Consider the following 16,885-nt stretch of genomic DNA (forward strand, 5'->3'; position numbering starts at 1 on the left):
AAGGCCCAGGATTCGAAGGCGATCAAGATGCGCTGCCGTCCTTAGGCGATTTACCAGTGTCAACATTGGTTGGCATCAACCCGGACGGGATGCAGCAAGCCGCTAGCCCTTCTATCCCCATCAATCCGCATGAGACCTCTCTCGTCATTTGCTGTAAATCCGCTGGTATGGATGCTAATGGAAGATGGATCACAGTCCTTTCTACGACTAAGACGCCAGATATTGGGGCTAATGTACCACCTGACAGGAGACTACACTCACGAACATTATGTGAATTTTTTTTAACGTTGCTGAGAATCAAGGGTGAGGTTTGGCGAATGTCTCGCCGTCGACTGTCGAATCCTGCCCGACGGGATTATGGGGTGCGTAGCCTGCTTGTCCTTTCCACATGACCAGCGACGATGGGGCGGAGGCGGCAGACATAGCTCTGGAGCATGCTGCGGTATCTTTGGCCTGAAGCCGAGGAAGGCGGACCGTGGCTTCCGCGCCGCTGCCGGGAGCCCGCGAACAGGCCAAGTTGATCAGCCGGGTGTTGCCGTCATAGAGCGTGAGACCCAAAGCTGGCCAGCCGCGCCCTGAGGCTGACGCACCGCTCAGCGTCCACCTTGCTCTCGAAGCCCATCGGCATAGCGCCGATAACGACTTGACCGCGTGCGTGTCGACGAGCGATCGGTGAGCGCAAGGATCGAGGGTGCAGTGCAGGATAATGCTGTTTTAAATCAGCGCTGTTTTCAGCCGACTGCCTTGAGCGTGGGCACAAGGATATAGGCCCAAGGCAGGAGATCATCGTCTGCTGTTCGGGAGGCCGCCCTGGGCGCGCGACAGCCGTTCCTTCGGCTGCGCCGCTCCGCCACCATCCGCGCCGTGCCTTCCGGAGACCATTCCCGCTGCCGGCCGGCGCCCGTGAAAACCTCGACCCGGCGCACCGGCTCGAGATGGCTGGGCTCAGCGTAACTCTGAAGTCGTCATATACCGAAGCCTTCACAGACTTCGGACATCCCCCTCACAGTCCGATCCAGATGGCGTCAGGAACACCGCTGCGTTGATGCGGATGAACCCCTGCTTGTGCCACAATGACCCTTATGTCAGCGCGCGAGCCAAAGCTTCCGCGCAAGGCGACGGCTAGGATAAGGCAATGCCGACGAAGGGCACATTGCTTGCCACACTCTGGAATGATGGCATGCTCGGAAGGCCTAGGCTTTGCTCAGGGCCGCCTGCAAGGCGCGCTTTGAGGTTATTCACATAGCCTTCTGCGTAGTCCTGCGCCGTCGAGACCGAAAGATCAATGCCTGCCGCCAAGGCCTCTTCCATCAGGTGCTTTACGAGCCCATTTCGAATGGCCAGCTTGACCTCGGGGCCTGCGATAAGGCCGATCGCCTGCGCGGCCATATTGAGGCCAGCTTCCTCCAGCGCTCGCTTCATATCGCCTCCGTTAATGGCCGTACGCAGGAGATTGGCTGCTTGCGACTCAGCCTCGAGAACCATCGAGGCAAGATCGGCTACTTGTCCGAGGCCCGGAATGAAGCTGAGCAGTCCCACCGCCGTTGCCGCCAAGTCGAGCACTTTCGTCTCGATTTTGAGCACGGAGTCGACGACGTGCATGACGGCCCCGCCGTTCTTTTTGGCTGACTTAATGTCAGGCTGGTCCATCAGGCCCATCTTCATGTCCGCGACGGCATTCTGCTCTTCTGCGGTTTGGGCGCCGTGGGTGATTGGCTGCTGAACGTTGCGGTTCGCAGACGACATGTTTGTGCAAAAATGGGCAAAGTCTTTTTTGCTGATATTGCCGGAATCAACCGTATGCCCGCCGCCAAAGTCGAAGAATTTATGATGGGTCTTATAGCCCGTGATCGAATTGTTCAGGAGGCCAAACAGAAGAGGATCTGAAAGGAGCTGAGAGGCTGCTTCCCGCACTTTCGGATCAAGGCTCTTGTCGTCTTTCATTTTCGCCAGTTTGTCGCGAGTCAGAACACCGCTTCCAAAGAACGTGTCCTGATGGTCCTTGATCATCTCGACCGTATTCAGCTCAGTTTGCGTGAGGCTCATCGACGATGAGGCGACTTGCAGGAAATCCTCTTTGTGCATCTTCCCTTTCGAGCCACCGCACAACTGGTTCCAAGCATCGGGGTGATCGAGGAAATATTGCGCCGCCGCAATGACCTGGGGCGGAAATTTGCCGTTTTTCGATTCGCCGCCGACCATTTTCTTGAACTCATCCAGACTCAGGTCCTTGGACAGATTTTCGGAGTACCGGTAAAACTCCCGCAAGGCATCGCTCAAGGTCATGACCGAAGGCTGCAAACCTCCGCTGCCGTCGGATGGTATGTAGTTCTGCTCGTAGCTTCGCGCTTGGGCTTCCTGAAATGCAGCAACTTGTGGGTGGTGGTTTGAAAATCCGGCCAAGTCCTTGGCGTTGATCTTGCCTCCACAGCGGCCGTCGCCCTGCGAGCCAATCGCATAAAAAAGTCCCGAATCCTGCTGCAGTCCCTGGATCGCCGCTTTCAGATCCGGTGGCGTAGAGGGATCATTGGCTTTGTCGGTCAACGACTTCCAAGTAAGCGGGCATTGGTCCTTGTGACGGTTGAGTACCGCAACAATCTGCAACTCAGCCGTGGTCAGCGACCCACCGTTCCACGTGATTCCGGGGCTCGGCCTGGGAGCCGGCTCGATCTTCGGAGTGACGCCGAGCAGATGTTGGGCTTCAGTCGCCTTGGAGCGTTGCGATTGGTCCTCCTTGAGAGCCGCCCTCATATTTGGCGGCAGCAGATCCAGTGGGTGTTGCTCCAAGCCATTCAATGTCAAGACATCCGGTGCCAGATGGCCCAAAGGGTCCTGCCGCAATTTATCCATTGTCGAATCAAGATTCGACGCTGGCAGATCCCCTTGCGCGAAAGAGCCGGGCTTGTCTGCCAGCACACAAGTGGACAGCATCGCTTCGAAGCACGATGCACTTTGCTGATGCTGGGTCGCAAAATGGGAAACTTTCAGGCCCGGCCAACCCCTTGCGGACTGTAGCGAATTTGAGCGGTAGAAAGTTGAAAGATTACTGGCCGACATTATGCATCCTCAGACGTGACGTTGAAATCCCCACAAGAGACCCCGACAGAAGATCCCTTGCGTTTCACAAAATTCGACAATTCCAAGCGTCGGCAGGTCACGAATGCGCCTGCCCTGCCTTCAATTGCTGTGTTCCGGGCCGGCTCCAAGGTTCGGTCCAACACAATGGCCGGAGTCACCGCGAGAGCTGCCGGGACTCATCATGAGCGGATTAGCTTTCGAGAAACTGACGAGTTTGCGAAGAGTTCACAAAGGGGTAGCCGCAGTCATGTTCTTCAGAGCTGCGGGAAATCCTCAATGTTCATTTCTTGCCCAGCTCAGGCTTCCCGCCAACGCTATCCTGTTGTGGGATGTCAGAAGAATAAGAAGCATCCGGTCGTCCGTCGCGAACGACCGTAGTGGAGGAGCCGCGAAACAAGATCAGCACTGATTCCTTTGGCGTTGCCGCTATGTGAGTCTGCGCCTGCGCCTGCGCCACCAAGCCGTTAAAGGTCTGCTCCACGAGTGCGACGAAGCGCGGTGGACCGGAAACGAAGACGAGGCCATTGCCTGGCACGGGTTTGACCACATAGCGCTCGTCGGAGATATCAAGCTTGTCGAGAGCCCCCTTGAACGCATCGAAGCGAATCGACGTCATCAAAAGCATTCGAGTTTGCGATTCTTGTGCAGCAGACACATAGAGCACAAGGCCGTCATAGTACCATTGTAGACCGTAAAGGTTCGTCAAGCGGTCGAGGAACGCGCGCGGTGGCAAATCAGGCATACGTCCGCGAATTCGCCCCTTCACCGCAGGACTGATGTTGACCCTGATATTCAGGTTGTTGCCGAATTCCTGCAACGCTGCAGCGAGCTCCTGATCCAGAACCGTGTATCTATAGGGTGTCGCCGGAAGGGACAGCGGGACTGCATGCGCCGGGTGAATCCCGGTGGACAGAAAAAACCCGGCACAAAGAAGTCTCAAAACATGCAGGGTGACGGGTTGGATAAGCGTTCTCGGCATGTCGCACTGATAAACCAAACGCTGAAATCATCACAAGTGACTAAATTGCCGAAGAGATTTTAGATTGTCGAAATGACGCCGCCGTTAGTCAGCTTGTTGTCAGCTTGCCCCCCTAGGAGTGTTGCGCCGACACCGGGTGATGAATGGGCGGGGCTCGCCCGGTCAGAGAGAGCAACCGAGTCCTTACATGATGATGCCTGTCACGTCGATCTCTGCCACTCTAACGGCTGGCCTCCCCAGGGTCGGATCACCGTCGATTGTCGAGCAGGCCCAGTTTGAGCGCGCCTTAGGGCATGCAGCCGACTCGCTGAAAAACGATGCCGCCGCGGGGCCAGCGAGTGCGGCGCCAGTTGCTGCGGCGATGGATGTTCAGCGCGCGGCTGCGCCGACGAGCGGCATGGGCGATCGCGTGTTGCAGACGATTTCCTCCCTATATCCACACAACACTGTTTCCTTCCCCGCGCTCGACCATGACATAGCCCTTTCGAAGGGCGCTCTACCGGGACCGGCGCAGAAGCTTCCCGTTCCAGGTGAGGCGGGAACCGGAATCTCGGGCATTCCCCAACAAGGGCAAGACTTCGAAACGATGATGGCTGGTCTTCGGGATGTTTACAACGGCGTCACCCAGGTGGCGCTTATCTCCAAAGGCGTCAGCGGCGTCACATCATCCGTGAATAAACTTTTGAAGGAAGGCTGAACCGCGCGCATGATTGGCTTGGCCGAGGGCGAAATCATGCGTGGCCTGTCAGGGTGGCGGTCGGTTAGACTTGTCATGCTGCCAGTTCTCGTCGCCCTCACTGCTTGCAAAGCCGACCTCTACACGCAATTGCAAGAGCGTGAGGCAAATGAAATGCTCGCACTTCTTGAAGACAACGGGGTCGCCGCGATCCGGGTGGTCGCCAAGGATGGAACCAGCACGATCCAGGTTGACGAAAAGCTGCTCGCCTTCTCAATCAACCTTCTGAACGCCAAGGGGCTGCCGCGCCAATCCTTCAAGAACCTCGGTGAGATATTCCAAGGATCAGGCCTGATTGCCTCGCCGACCGAAGAGCGTGCCCGTTACGTGTATGCCCTGAGCGAAGAGTTGTCGCGGACGATCAGCGATATCGATGGCGTTTTTTCTGTACGTGTTCACGTCGTGCTGCCGCATAACGACCTTGTGCGAGCCGGTGCCACGCCATCCTCGGCCTCGGTGTTTATCAGGCACGACGCAAAAACAAATGTCGCGGCTCTGCTGCCAAAGATAAAGATGCTTGTAGCCGACAGCATCGAAGGCCTGTCCTACGATAAGGTGGAAGTGGTTTTGGTGCCGGTAGAACGGTCCGCACACGAGCAACGGCCCGATCCGACTGCTGTTTTGCCACAAGCATCACTACCTCTTCCTGCGCCACTTCTGGCGACCGTAACAGGTTTTGCCGCAGCCGTATTCGCCGTGGCCTGTTATCTCTTGATCGGCGTTGTTACGCGTCGGCGCAAGCAATCAACCGGCGTTTCCAAGGTCGAGGGGCGCCGGGATGCTTCTGCTGTCGAGGCCATTCGCAAAAGAATGCCTGCAATTGGACGTGGGTGACATCTCATTGCCAATGCCTATACAGACCGCCCGACCTGATGGTCCGCACTTTCCGGGCGCGAGCGAGCTTGCGGCTTCGGCCCATCCAACCCGTCTTGCGGCGCGTCTTGATCCAGCGTTATCGGCCGAAACGTTAGTGAAGTTGCAGAAGTGTTCCAGACTGCATCCAAGGCTGGCAGAATTGCTGGGCAACGATGACGTGGATCTGAACCACATCGGCTGCAGGCCGGACCTTCTACGCGGGCATGATCCATATCGAGCGGCCCTTCTTGCTGGTAGTATCTGGCATGCCCGTTCGCTGGTCGCGTTTGTCTCTCAGCCTGAGCTTGCCATCCTTGTTAAACGCATCGGCGTGGATGCACACGCATTCGGAATCCGACACCTGCTGCATGCTGTTGACAAAAGACTGATCTCGGACCCAGAAAAACTCGCTCAGCAAATCGAATACGATGGACACGCATGTCTTGGAGCTTGGCTCCAGGACAGTTCAGCGACCGAGCGTAACCGCGTGCTTCTTCGATTGCCCGAGGGGACTGCCGCGGAGACTCCAGCACATGAGCATTGGACCGCCGCCGGCCAATTGCTTTCACTTGTAGTAGCTCATTTTGAGACAGAGACCCCGGTGAAATGACAGTCGAACTTTCCGAGGGGCCAATAGCGCCGCAGATGCGTCCAGTCGGACCACTGATACCCGCGAGCGAGCTCGAAACCTGGCACAGCGCCGCGCAAGCCCTTGCCGCGGCAGAACGGCATCGGCAGCGCGTTCGAAACTGGGCACGCGCGGTTTACCAGCGGGCGTGGGCGCGCGGCCACATGGAGGGCTCGAATGCAGGCACCGAGGAGATGGCAGGGTTGATTGCGGAGACAATCTCCGAAATCGCGCGACGAAAGGCGGCTCTGGAGCAGGAATTGCCGCAGCTCGTGATGGAAATATTGAGCGATCTTATCGGCGCTTTCGATCCGGGCGAGCTATTGGTGAGGGCTGTTCGTCACGCCATAGAGTGTCAATACAGCGGCGCCGACGTTTGCCTTCATGTTTCTCCCATGCAAGTCGACATGCTTGCACGAGAGTTTGCTCGATGCGACGGCCAGGATGGTCGACCAAGGGTGCGGATCGAGCCCGACCCGACATTGTCGCCGCAACGCTGCGTGCTGTGGAGCGAGTACGGCAATGTTGACCTTGGACTTGACGCCCAGATGCGCGCGCTGCGCCTTGGTTTCGGGACGCTCTGTGAGAAAGGCGAGCTATGAGAAAGCCCGTCCCAGAACATAACGCTGACGCCGACACTCGAGCTCTCGTTCCAGCAATCTCGTCTTTGAGGGCTGCGGCCAAGCGAATTGACACGCGTGCGGTGCGCGGTCGGATCACGCGGGCTATCGGCACACTGGTTCATGCCGTCTTGCCAGACACTCGTATTGGGGAACTTTGCCTCCTAGAGGACCCGCGAACCGGGCTGTCGCTCGAGGCCGAGGTGATCGGCCTGTCGGGTGATGGTGTATTGCTGACACCGATCGGGGACTTGGTGGGCCTATCCAGCCGCGCAGAGGTCGTGGCCACTGGCCGAATGCGTGAGGTGCCCGTCGGCGGCGATTTGCTCGGTCGCGTGATCGACAGTCGTTGCCGCCCATTGGACGGCAAAGGCGAAATCAAGACCGTCGAAACTCGGCCCCTGCATGGCAGAGCCCCCAATCCGATGACGAGGCGCATGATTGAGCGGCCATTCCCGCTTGGGGTCCGTGTCCTCGATGGTCTGCTGACGTGCGGCGAGGGCCAGCGGATCGGGATTTATGGCGAGCCAGGTGGTGGCAAGTCGACGCTGTTGTCACAGATCGTAAAGGGTGCCGCCGCTGACGTCGTCATAGTGGCGCTCATAGGCGAACGTGGACGGGAAGTTCGTGAATTCATCGAAAGGAATCTTGGTGAAGAGGGCCTTCTCCGTACGGTCGTCGTGGTTGAAACATCCGACCGCTCGGCGGTAGAGCGTGCGCAATGCGCTCCAATGGCGACTGCGCTCGCGGAATATTTCCGCGATCAAGGCCTACGCGTTGCTCTCATGCTGGATTCGCTGACGCGCTTCTGCCGCGCTATGCGCGAAATAGGCCTTGCTGCGGGTGAGCCGCCGACGCGACGGGGCTTTCCTCCTTCCGTTTTTGGCATGCTGCCAGGCCTGCTCGAGCGCGCCGGCATGGGTGAGCGGGGCTCAATCACGGCCTTCTATACGGTGCTTGTAGAGGGTGATGGCACGGGTGATCCAATCGCCGAGGAATCGCGTGGTATTCTCGATGGCCATGTCATCCTCTCACGCGCTATTGCGGCGCGATCGCATTTCCCCGCTATTGATGTGCTGCAGAGTCGCAGCCGCGTCATGGATGCAGTCGTTTCGGGGACACATCGCAAGGCAGCATCCATTTTCCGCGAGCTCCTGTCGCGCTATGCCGAGACCGAGTTCTTGATCAATGTTGGCGAATACAAGCCAGGTGGAGATCCCCTGACTGACCGGGCTGTCGCGTCAATCGACGAACTGAGGGAGTTTCTGCGCCAGAGCGAAGATGACGCGTCAGATTTCGAGGAGACGGTCGCATGGATGTCGCGTCTGACCGCGTAAACTGGATTCAGTCTTCGAGGTTACGGCTTCTGAAGGAAATGCAAGAGCGTCGTGCCCTTGGCGAGCTGTCCAAGAAGGAAGCCCAGCGCGATGTGGCCGCCTCAGCCGTACAAAATGCCTCTAGGGAGCTTGCAATGATACAGCAACATTGTTCAAGAAAAGAAGCAGCGCTCTATCAGCATCTGATGTCACTCGACAACTTGTCTAGCGCAGCGCTCGACCGTCACCGCCTTCACACTGAACAACTTGCCGCTGAGATCAATTCCAGACGGCAGATGCTTGATGATACCCAAATCGCTCAAGAGGAGGCTGAGATGGCGGCGTCCAGGACGAGGGAGCTATGGGTCATATGTTCGGCGGCAAGGGACAAATGGCAACAAATCGAGGACGACGTGCGGCGCGCCGTCGAGACTCATTCGGAGGCCGCAGCCGAGATCGAGGCCGACGATGAGATACTGCTGAAATATGCGAGGGGGTCGCTTGCCTAAATGCCGCGCAACCGGATCCGACGGTCGCAAGAGGTCGTCCGAATGACACGACCGTGCAGTCTTTGATAGGCGCTGCGGTCACACCCGCCATGTTCGAACCAGTTCTGAAACTGTCCCACACGGTTGTCTCGTGGCTCAATGATACAGCAGCGCCGCGCACGCCGTTTCAAAGCCGGATCAACGAGGTGCCGCTATCGGTGCGAACGGCAGGGCTTGTCTGGCAGCAGGAACCTGCTGCCATTCCGATGCTTGACTGCGTCTGGAGAGTGGGAGCCGAAACGGTCATCTTGTCACTGTCGCGCCCGCTCGTAGAGGAGTTCATCACGACAGTGCAGAACGGCTTGGCCTTCCCTTCCGAGCCAACTGCTTCGCTAATTCTCGAACTCGCTCTGGAGCCGCTTGTCACTCGACTGGAGGAGACGACGCGTCTGAACGTGCAACTCGTGCGGGTATGCGAAGCCACGATGCTGGCTCCTCATCTTGAACTCGACATCATTTTCGGCGCGGTCAAGGGCAAGGGCCGTCTATTCCTGTTCACGCCACTTGACGGCTTAGTACCGCCTGCGTTTCGCGCGCTAGGCGAACTGCTTGCCCAGTTGCCGCGGCAGCTGGGCGGGCTGCCTCCAGAGCTCCCGCTCATTGTTGCAGGAGAGGTCGGCACGCTTCGCCTTCCTGCGGCGCTTCTTCGAAGCGCATGTGTCGGTGATGCATTGTTGCCCGATATTGCGCCGTTCGGCCGCGGCCAGATCACCCTAGCTGTCGGCCAGTTGTGCGCCGAGGCGGATCTTGACGGCGATGAATTAATCTTGCGGGGGCCTTTCCGCCCGCGACCGTGTCCTTTGGAGAGTGCGCATATGACACAACCCGGATCGCAACTGGAGCTTACTAAGGATCTCGACGATGTCGAGATCGTGCTTGTCTTTGAATGCGGCCGCTGGCCTATTTCTCTTGGGGAATTAAGAAGTGCCGGCGAAGGGCATATTTTTGAACTTGGATGGCCGATCGACGGCCCGGTCGACATAGTGGCCAATGGTCAGCGTATCGGGCGTGGCGACATTGTCCGCATCGGAGAAGAGCTGGGCATCAGGCTCCGTGGCGGGTTTGCATGCAATGAGTGAAGCTCAGCCGACAATCCTGGCGCTTCTTGCGGTTACCGCCGGACTCGGTCTGCTGGTTTTAGCAGTTGCCACGACAACGGCCTTTGTAAAGGTATCAATTGTTCTTTTCCTCGTCCGCAATGCGCTCGGGACCCAGACCATACCACCCAATGTGGTGCTGTACGCCGCGGCGATGATCCTCACTATGTTCGTTAGTGCGCCCGTTGCTGAGCAGACCTATGACCGCATGTCGGATCCCAAGCTCCACTATCAGACATTCGACGACTGGGTAAGCGCCGCTAAAGCCGGAAGTGAGCCCTTGCGCGAGCATCTCAAGAAATTCACAAATGAAGAGCAGCGGCGATTTTTCCTATCTTCGACAGAAAAGGTCTGGCCAGAGGAAATGCACGCTGCAGCCACGCCTGATGACTTTGCAATACTTGTACCATCTTTCTTGCTATCAGAATTGAAGCGCGGATTTGAGATAGGATTTCTACTTTATCTGCCTTTTATTGTTATAGATCTGATAGTGACAACTATCTTGATGGCAATGGGTATGTCGATGGTCTCACCAACTGTTATATCTGTCCCGTTCAAGATCTTCTTGTTTGTTGCCATTGATGGTTGGTCAAAATTGATGCATGGGCTTGTGCTGAGTTATACGTTACCGGGAGGCTGATCATCACTGAATCCAGCATCATTACTCTTATGAGCCAATCACTGGTGGTTTTCATGATCTGGATTCTACCGCCGCTCATTGCATCAGTGGTTGTCGGCCTCGTCATCGGCATCCTCCAGGCGGCGACGCAGATCCAGGATGAAAGCTTGCCGCTCACCGTGAAGCTTCTGGTCGTTGTCGCGGTGATTGGGCTGTTTGCTCCTGTGCTAAGCGCCCCGCTCATAGAGCTAGCCGATCAGATCTTCACCGAGTTTCCCGCAATGACACTTAGCTACTAGTCCGCCCCATGGACGCGCCATCGGCCGATATTCAAATTCTGATCCAGACGGCTCTCGAACTCGTCGTTGCGGCAGGTCTTGGGGCAGCCCGCGCGATGGGCATCATGCTGATCTTTCCCGTATTCACACGCTCGCAGATCAGTGGGCTGATCCGGGGCTGTTTGGCTGTTGGCTTCGCACTACCATGCCTGGCACACGTCAGCGGCGGATTGCCGGCGCTGGATCCTGATACGCGCCTGATCCAGCTAACCCTGCTCGGATTCAAGGAAGTTTTTGTCGGTGTACTCCTTGGCACTTTTCTTGGCATTCCGCTTTGGGGCCTTCAGGCTGCCGGGGAGCTTATCGACAACCAACGCGGCATCAGCAGCCCGACCGCTTCGGCCGATCCCGCGACGAACAGTCAGGCTTCCGCGATGGGCGTTTTTCTGGGGATCACTGCGATTGCCATATTCGTCGGATCAGGAGGCCTGGAAACTTTGATCAGTGTCCTGTACCGCAGCTACTTGATCTGGCCGGTGTATCAGTTTCACCCGACACTGAGTGGGCCAGGAGCAATGGAGTTGTTGGGGCTTCTCGACAGCATAATGCGCACGGCATTATTGGTATCGGGGCCTGTCGTGTTCTTCCTGATACTGATTGATATATCGATGATGCTGCTGCGTCGCTTTGCCCCGCAATTTAAGGCGAGCCAACTGTCTCCGGCAATCAAGAACATTGTCTTTCCAGTTCTCATGGTCACCTACGCTGCCTATCTGGTGGAGAGCATGAAACTGGAGGTCACACGTGCCAACGGCGTGCTGGAGTGGTTCGACAAATTGCTGCCATGAGCGACACAAGTGAAGAGAAGACACACGCCGCCAGCCCGAAGAAGTTAAGTGAAGCGCGCAAAAAAGGACAGCTGCCACGTAGCTCCGATTTCGTCCGCGCGGTCGGGACTTGCGCTGGGCTCGGCTACCTTTGGCTAAGAGGCAGCGTGATCGAGGACAAATGCCGGGAAGCGCTCCTATTAGCCACCAAGTTGCAGAGCCTACCTTTCGATACCGCGGTGCCGCAGGCATTGGTTGTGCTCGTCCAACTCACAGTCGCGGCTGTTGGCCCGCTGCTTGGAACCCTTGTCGCCGCGGTGATTTTGGCCAGCCTGCTAGCCAATGGTGGATTTGTCTTCTCTCTGGAGCCGATGAAGCTCAGCTTTAAGAAAATTGACCCCTTTGAAGGGCTGAAGCGCTTGGGGTCTGCTCGTTCCATGGTCGAAGTCTGCAAGACCATGTTCAAGGTATTGGTTCTCAGCGCAACCTTTTCCATTGTCCTTCTCGGGATGTGGAAGACAATGGTCCCTCTGCCGATCTGCGGCATGGGCTGTGTTGGCCTCATCTTTATGGAGACAAAATTGCTGATGGGAATTGGCGCCGGCGCACTGCTGGTCGGCGGACTGATCGATCTTCTGCTCCAGCGCGCGTTGTATCTGCGCGAAATGCGCATGACCAATACCGAAGTGACGCGCGAGTCGAAGGATCAGCAAGGAGCGCCAGAGTTGAAAGGTGAACAGCGTCGCATCCGCGAGGAGGCGGCCGACGAGCCTGCGCTTGGCGTGCATCGCGCCACGCTGGTCTTAACAGGAAGGGCGGTCCTGATCGGTCTGCGTTACGTTCGCGGTGAAACCGGGGTGCCGTTCTTAGTTTGCCGTGCCGAAGGTGAGCGCGTTTCACATGTGTTGAGCGAGGCGCGGGCACTACGCCTGACGATCGTCCATGACCATGTCTTAGCGCGTCAGCTGATAGGCACTACAAAACTCGGCCACGCGGTTCCTATGCAATATTTCCAGCCTGTCGCGAAAGCATTCTTTGCCGCAGGCTTGGCCTAGTCATTGGAAGTCCACGACTGCCCAGTTCAAAACTGACCTGGCTCCATGCTAGTGGCAAATGTCGGCTGGCCATCCGTGCCCCAGTGTCTCTGTCAGGCCAACCGCGCAACCGCGGGCCTGGGGCAATCACTCCCCTCGGATCTGCCACCCAGCAACTACGGCAAGTCCTCCGGGCATGACCTTGCAGCCTCTGCTGGCCGGTGCGTGGCGCAGTCCGAGGTTTTGAGGCCGGCAGTGCGGATTTGATTGGTGCAGCCGTTGGAATGCCCTCGTCAGCTAGTCGTCAACTAAGCGCCCTATGTTGAACAGCCGTGCTAACTTGAGCTCGGTTGCGAAACATAGGAGTACGAATCGTCATGTATGGTCGAATTGGTGGCTCATCCGATAGTTACCGCGCGCATAATGCCGGCGAGCAATCGGATGCAGGAAGCGAAGGGTTCGCGGACACATTTGCCCGAATGCACTTATCCGGATCGGAAGGTAGCGGCGCCTCATCATCGGCGGCTCCCCAAGCATACTCCCTCAATTCCCGACCTCCTGTGGTGGAGATCAACAGGACTTCCTTCAGGAGACAGGTGAGGCAATTTCATGGTGATGAAATCACGCACATCGCCGACAATCCTCAAGAGTATTCGGAGTTCGTATCGTCACGAGCCAGGCGCACCGCGGACGTTGCTCAGCAATATGGCATCCGTCGAGATACGGAGCACGCGCGATATTTCAGTTACCAATTGGGAGACCGGAGTGCCGGACTGCTGAGAATGGAAGGCGGATTCAGCATGAACGAGTTCGAATCGGAAAGTTGGCGGGAACAATTTCCTGGTCGAACTGAGGTCACTTCCATAGTGGATCTTCAAGTCGCCCATCCGCTCGTCGAAAATGCGGGCGATATTCTGCTGGAGCATCAACTTCGGATAGACGGCGACCGACCGTTGCTGAATTGGCGTGCGGCTAATCCGGAAGCACAAGCGCGCGCGCAGACGATGGGGTTTGTTGAAGTGGATCATGGCGACCTGGTGCTTGACCCTACGCAGCATCCCGACAAATGGACGAAGAACAGTGCCGGTGAGTGGCAGCGTGCAGGCAAACCTCCACTCTATCTCCACAAAACCGAGGATAGCGACAGCAGCGATAGCGGGTCCGACGACGATTTCATGTGATTTGTCGACCCGCCGCCGAGCCTTGCAACTGGTGACGGTTGCAAGGCTGTTGGCAGTGAATGCTAATTGTCCGGCGACAGCCCCGCCTTAGCGCCAGCGCCGCCGAGCAATCCAGCCCATCTCCCAGACAATAAACTGCGGATGCGCATCGTGGGTGCTTGCGAGCGGATTGTATTCGGGCCGGAACTCCGCCTCTTGGAACCGAGCTCTCCCGAATCCAATTTTCTCCACCACACCGTTGGGTCGTTGCGATGCGCCGATCCCGATCGGATCGGCTATGCCTGCTCCGCGCTCGCAGGAAGACCTTCCGCCTCGATCTTGGCGGCGCGATCTCGGCGATAAGTTGGATGGGAGGCAAGATACGCCGCCACGTCAACAGCCGGTAACGCGACATCGCAAATCGGCCCTGACGGTAGCCGATCGACTCCAATCGCCGGACCGCAACTCGCGCAGCGGCATTCGCGGTTTGGCCAGGAGAAATGCTCGCTGACTCACAGCGTGGCCGGCCGCATTCTGAGTGCCCTGTCATGCAGCCTGCGCCGACGGGAGCTCGGCACGCGAATGGCGTGGTTGGCGGCCAAGCCCTGAGGTCAACAAGGACTTACAGAAAGCGGGGGTGAGTTTGCCGCGATGAATTATGACCTTCTCGCGACCGGACCTAGCATCGGCTTCCTCTCGCTCTCGATTGTAGCCGCGCTGTTCGTTGGATTTAACGTGGCAAGCGGTGAATTCGGAATCAGCCAGCCCTTCCAAGTTTCTGGCCATGACGGGGCGACTCGTGTGGATGTGCACCCACATCGGGCTCGGCATCGCACCATTGACCAGCATCTTGGGCTGCAGCTTCATCTCAAACAGCTTTCCTGGCTCGCCACGCAGCGCGACCGGTGCCTCCGGCGGCATCAATTCGTCGGCATTGCACAAATGTTCCAGGTATTTTTGCGCCGGAAATGCGTAGGTCTTCATGCAATCAGTCGTAATGCCGGCTTTTCCTTCATTCAATGCGTTGGCCTGTCCCAGCACCATGTTCAGCAACCCTTTGAGCTGGTCTGTGCGTTCGTGCACTTTGGGTAGCTGGGTGGAGGTGAGTAGCAGGCGTACATTACGCCCCTGCAACCCGGCGAGACAGGTTTGCATCTCAATGGCCTGGGCTCGCAGGTACTGGGCCACATCGTCCACGACCTTACCGGCCTCCTCAGGCTTCATCTGGCGCACTTGGGAGACGACGCTTTGCTGACCGGCCAGATCGAACTGCAAAAGTTCGTCCAATCGTTTGAGCCGCTCCGTCAATACCTCCATTGACAACGCGGCGCCCCCGATTGTCGAGCCTGCCCCCGACGAACTCGCAGCCACCTCTTGCGCTCTCACCTGTGTACTCGCAACTTGATCCGAGCGCGCGAGAACCTTGGCTGCTGGCACTGTGCCGGCGTTCGCAGCGACTGGTGTTGATGGCTGCCCGGCGGCAGAAGTCCCGGCGCGAGCTGCCGACTTATGCTTTGACTTCCCTTTCCTTCGCGCTGTAGTGCCTTCTGACACTGCAGCCGTACCAGCAGTGCCAGCCGGTATCGCAGCGCCTGCCCTGGCCGGCATCGCAGCGCCCGCCTGGGCCTGTGGCGCCATGATGGCTGACGGCGGAGACTGCAGGTTCAACAAGTGCATGGCATCGTGCGCAGTGATCCATGCATCGTCCACGATCCGTTCGAACAGTTTCAATGGGAGGCCGGCATCTGGGTAGGTATGGCTTAGCTTGGTATGCACCTCGTGCAACGCCAATCCAAAATCCGAAAGCCGCTCCATGATTTTTTCTACAACCGCGCAATCATGAGCGTTGAGTGTTTTGCCATCATCCATTATGCCCTTCGCCAAAGAGAGGGCGCGAAGAGCTTCTTGAGCGGCGCTTGCCATCAGCTGCACCACTCCATTTCGACCGACGAGGAGTTCCTTCAAATCTGGCTCGAACCTGCTCGCCCGCAGTTCAATCTTGGCCCGCGCAAGACCGATCCGCTCACGGACCAGCCAGATCCTGACACTCAGTACCGAGCCGGCACGCAGCCGCAGTGCGCACCGCTCGGCTTCCCGCATCACGGGCGTTCCACTGGATAGGCTAGCGGTGGCAGCGCAGGCGGATCGCTGCCGTTCGGAGCGCCATGCCTTTTTTTCCCACCACTTAATTGCCGCCGTATGGTGGTTCTCCACATTTAAAATCAACAGCTCCTGCCGGTCCGCCTGGGAGTAGGAGTAGAGTTTATCGACCATACCTGCCGCTTTCTTGGTCTTTTTGTCCAATTTCGTGATCGTCGACAGGCCAAGTTTGTCTACTTCATTCGCGGCGTCGCACACGATCTGGCAACATCTACGCACCTTGTCGTCTGGCATAATTGTCTGCGCCTCAGCCGCAGGCAGGCTAGCGCGGTACTCCAGAATTGCTGAGGCTGCATCGACGACCCGACTGATCAGCTCCACCGCCTCCTCGGGGACGTCGGTTTTCCTGGCCGCAGCCTCGCAATCAGTCAGTTGTTGAACAAGACTGTTCATTCTGAGCTGTGTCGGACTGATATCTTCATTTGACGATGAGCTGGTGCCTTCCACCTGCGCGGTTGATAGTTGGCTACCGACCGGCGCCATGGCTTCGCCCTCAGACATGGAGGGAGAACCGCGCCGCCTTGCGGCTGCGCCACGTGGCGCTACGGTTCCGCGTGGTGGCGCAGCGGCTCCACGTCGCGGTGTGTTCAGGATTTGATCTTCGCCAATCGAGGCGCCTGGCAGACTTTCGCGGGCATCGCCTGGACCGCGCGCAACTGGAAGGGAGGAGGGCCTCCTATCGGCGTCCCCAGAGCGCATCTGCTCCACAACGGAATCGAATGACTGTCCACCTTCTCCCGCAGCAAGACTTGATTGCGAAAGGGAACTGCTCGCCCGCCCCGCGCGGCTGGCTCCAGTTTCAGCCTGCGATTTCCGTGGTCGGCCAATGCCCTTCATATTGCGTCTCCGTAGTAGGCGAGAATGTGCTGCTATTGTGCTGGCGGCTGACGAGACCAGCGGCATCTTTCGGTTAACGTCACGGTCAGCCAGACCCGCGACGGCGTAATGTT

At 57.8% G+C, this 16,885-nt stretch carries 15 protein-coding genes; 12 read left to right on the forward strand and 3 right to left on the reverse strand.

From position 1 onward, the window contains the following. Positions 1-1,122 precede the first annotated feature (1,122 nt). Positions 1,123-3,057 carry an HrpF/NolX family T3SS translocon protein gene (locus tag EOA36_RS00185; RefSeq protein WP_024505366.1) on the reverse strand — a complete coding sequence of 645 codons (1,935 nt, stop codon included), beginning with the start codon at positions 3,055-3,057 and terminating at the stop codon, positions 1,123-1,125. A 301-nt stretch (positions 3,058-3,358) separates the two neighbouring features. After that, positions 3,359-4,057 carry a secretin N-terminal domain-containing protein gene (locus EOA36_RS00190; protein WP_024505367.1) on the reverse strand — a complete coding sequence of 233 codons (699 nt, stop codon included), beginning with the start codon at positions 4,055-4,057 and terminating at the stop codon, positions 3,359-3,361. A gap of 187 nt (positions 4,058-4,244) precedes the next feature. Between EOA36_RS00190 and EOA36_RS00195 the strand changes: the two genes are divergently transcribed. From EOA36_RS00195 to EOA36_RS00250, 12 genes are all read left to right on the forward strand, one after another. Beyond that, on the forward strand, positions 4,245-4,754 hold the full coding sequence (locus EOA36_RS00195; protein ID WP_024505368.1) for a nodulation protein NolB: 510 nt from the start codon (positions 4,245-4,247) through the stop codon (positions 4,752-4,754). Positions 4,755-4,763: 9 nt separating this feature from the next. Beyond that, positions 4,764-5,627, forward strand: a complete 864-nt coding sequence (sctJ, locus tag EOA36_RS00200) for a type III secretion inner membrane ring lipoprotein SctJ (RefSeq protein WP_024505369.1) — start codon at positions 4,764-4,766, stop codon at positions 5,625-5,627. Beyond that, positions 5,572-6,258: a nodulation protein NolU gene (locus EOA36_RS00205; protein WP_269470858.1), complete on the forward strand. Its 687-nt coding sequence runs from the start codon at positions 5,572-5,574 to the stop codon at positions 6,256-6,258. Before sctJ ends, EOA36_RS00205 begins: the two co-directional genes overlap by 56 nt. Further along, complete coding sequence (gene sctL, locus EOA36_RS00210; RefSeq protein WP_024505371.1) at positions 6,255-6,878, forward strand: type III secretion system stator protein SctL; 624 nt, start codon at positions 6,255-6,257, stop codon at positions 6,876-6,878. Before EOA36_RS00205 ends, sctL begins: the two co-directional genes overlap by 4 nt. Beyond that, positions 6,875-8,233 carry a type III secretion system ATPase SctN gene (sctN, locus tag EOA36_RS00215; RefSeq protein ID WP_024505372.1) on the forward strand — a complete coding sequence of 453 codons (1,359 nt, stop codon included), beginning with the start codon at positions 6,875-6,877 and terminating at the stop codon, positions 8,231-8,233. Before sctL ends, sctN begins: the two co-directional genes overlap by 4 nt. Continuing rightward, complete coding sequence (locus EOA36_RS00220; protein WP_032899688.1) at positions 8,209-8,721, forward strand: hypothetical protein; 513 nt, start codon at positions 8,209-8,211, stop codon at positions 8,719-8,721. Before sctN ends, EOA36_RS00220 begins: the two co-directional genes overlap by 25 nt. 89 nt (positions 8,722-8,810) lie before the next feature. Beyond that, the gene (sctQ, locus tag EOA36_RS00225) at positions 8,811-9,839 is read left to right on the forward strand and encodes a type III secretion system cytoplasmic ring protein SctQ (RefSeq protein WP_095769044.1); all 1,029 of its coding nucleotides are present in this window, start codon (positions 8,811-8,813) and stop codon (positions 9,837-9,839) included. Continuing rightward, positions 9,832-10,497 carry a type III secretion system export apparatus subunit SctR gene (sctR, locus tag EOA36_RS00230; RefSeq protein ID WP_029354851.1) on the forward strand — a complete coding sequence of 222 codons (666 nt, stop codon included), beginning with the start codon at positions 9,832-9,834 and terminating at the stop codon, positions 10,495-10,497. Before sctQ ends, sctR begins: the two co-directional genes overlap by 8 nt. Positions 10,498-10,499: 2 nt before the next feature. Then, positions 10,500-10,775 carry an EscS/YscS/HrcS family type III secretion system export apparatus protein gene (locus tag EOA36_RS00235; protein ID WP_024505375.1) on the forward strand — a complete coding sequence of 92 codons (276 nt, stop codon included), beginning with the start codon at positions 10,500-10,502 and terminating at the stop codon, positions 10,773-10,775. An 8-nt stretch (positions 10,776-10,783) separates the two neighbouring features. Further along, entirely contained in the window at positions 10,784-11,602 is an 819-nt protein-coding gene (gene sctT, locus EOA36_RS00240; RefSeq protein WP_024505376.1) for a type III secretion system export apparatus subunit SctT, read from the forward strand. Continuing rightward, a complete protein-coding gene (locus tag EOA36_RS00245; RefSeq protein ID WP_024505377.1) occupies positions 11,599-12,636 on the forward strand; it encodes an EscU/YscU/HrcU family type III secretion system export apparatus switch protein in 1,038 nt (345 codons plus the stop codon). Before sctT ends, EOA36_RS00245 begins: the two co-directional genes overlap by 4 nt. A 356-nt stretch (positions 12,637-12,992) precedes the next feature. Further along, positions 12,993-13,796 carry a hypothetical protein gene (locus tag EOA36_RS00250; RefSeq protein ID WP_024505378.1) on the forward strand — a complete coding sequence of 268 codons (804 nt, stop codon included), beginning with the start codon at positions 12,993-12,995 and terminating at the stop codon, positions 13,794-13,796. A gap of 525 nt (positions 13,797-14,321) precedes the next feature. Here EOA36_RS00250 and EOA36_RS00255 read toward each other — a convergent pair. After that, entirely contained in the window at positions 14,322-16,436 is a 2,115-nt protein-coding gene (locus EOA36_RS00255) for a hypothetical protein (protein ID WP_245454733.1), read from the reverse strand. Positions 16,437-16,885 lie beyond the last annotated feature (449 nt).

Source organism: Mesorhizobium sp. M8A.F.Ca.ET.021.01.1.1 (assembly GCF_003998025.1).
GTDB lineage: Bacteria > Pseudomonadota > Alphaproteobacteria > Rhizobiales > Rhizobiaceae > Mesorhizobium.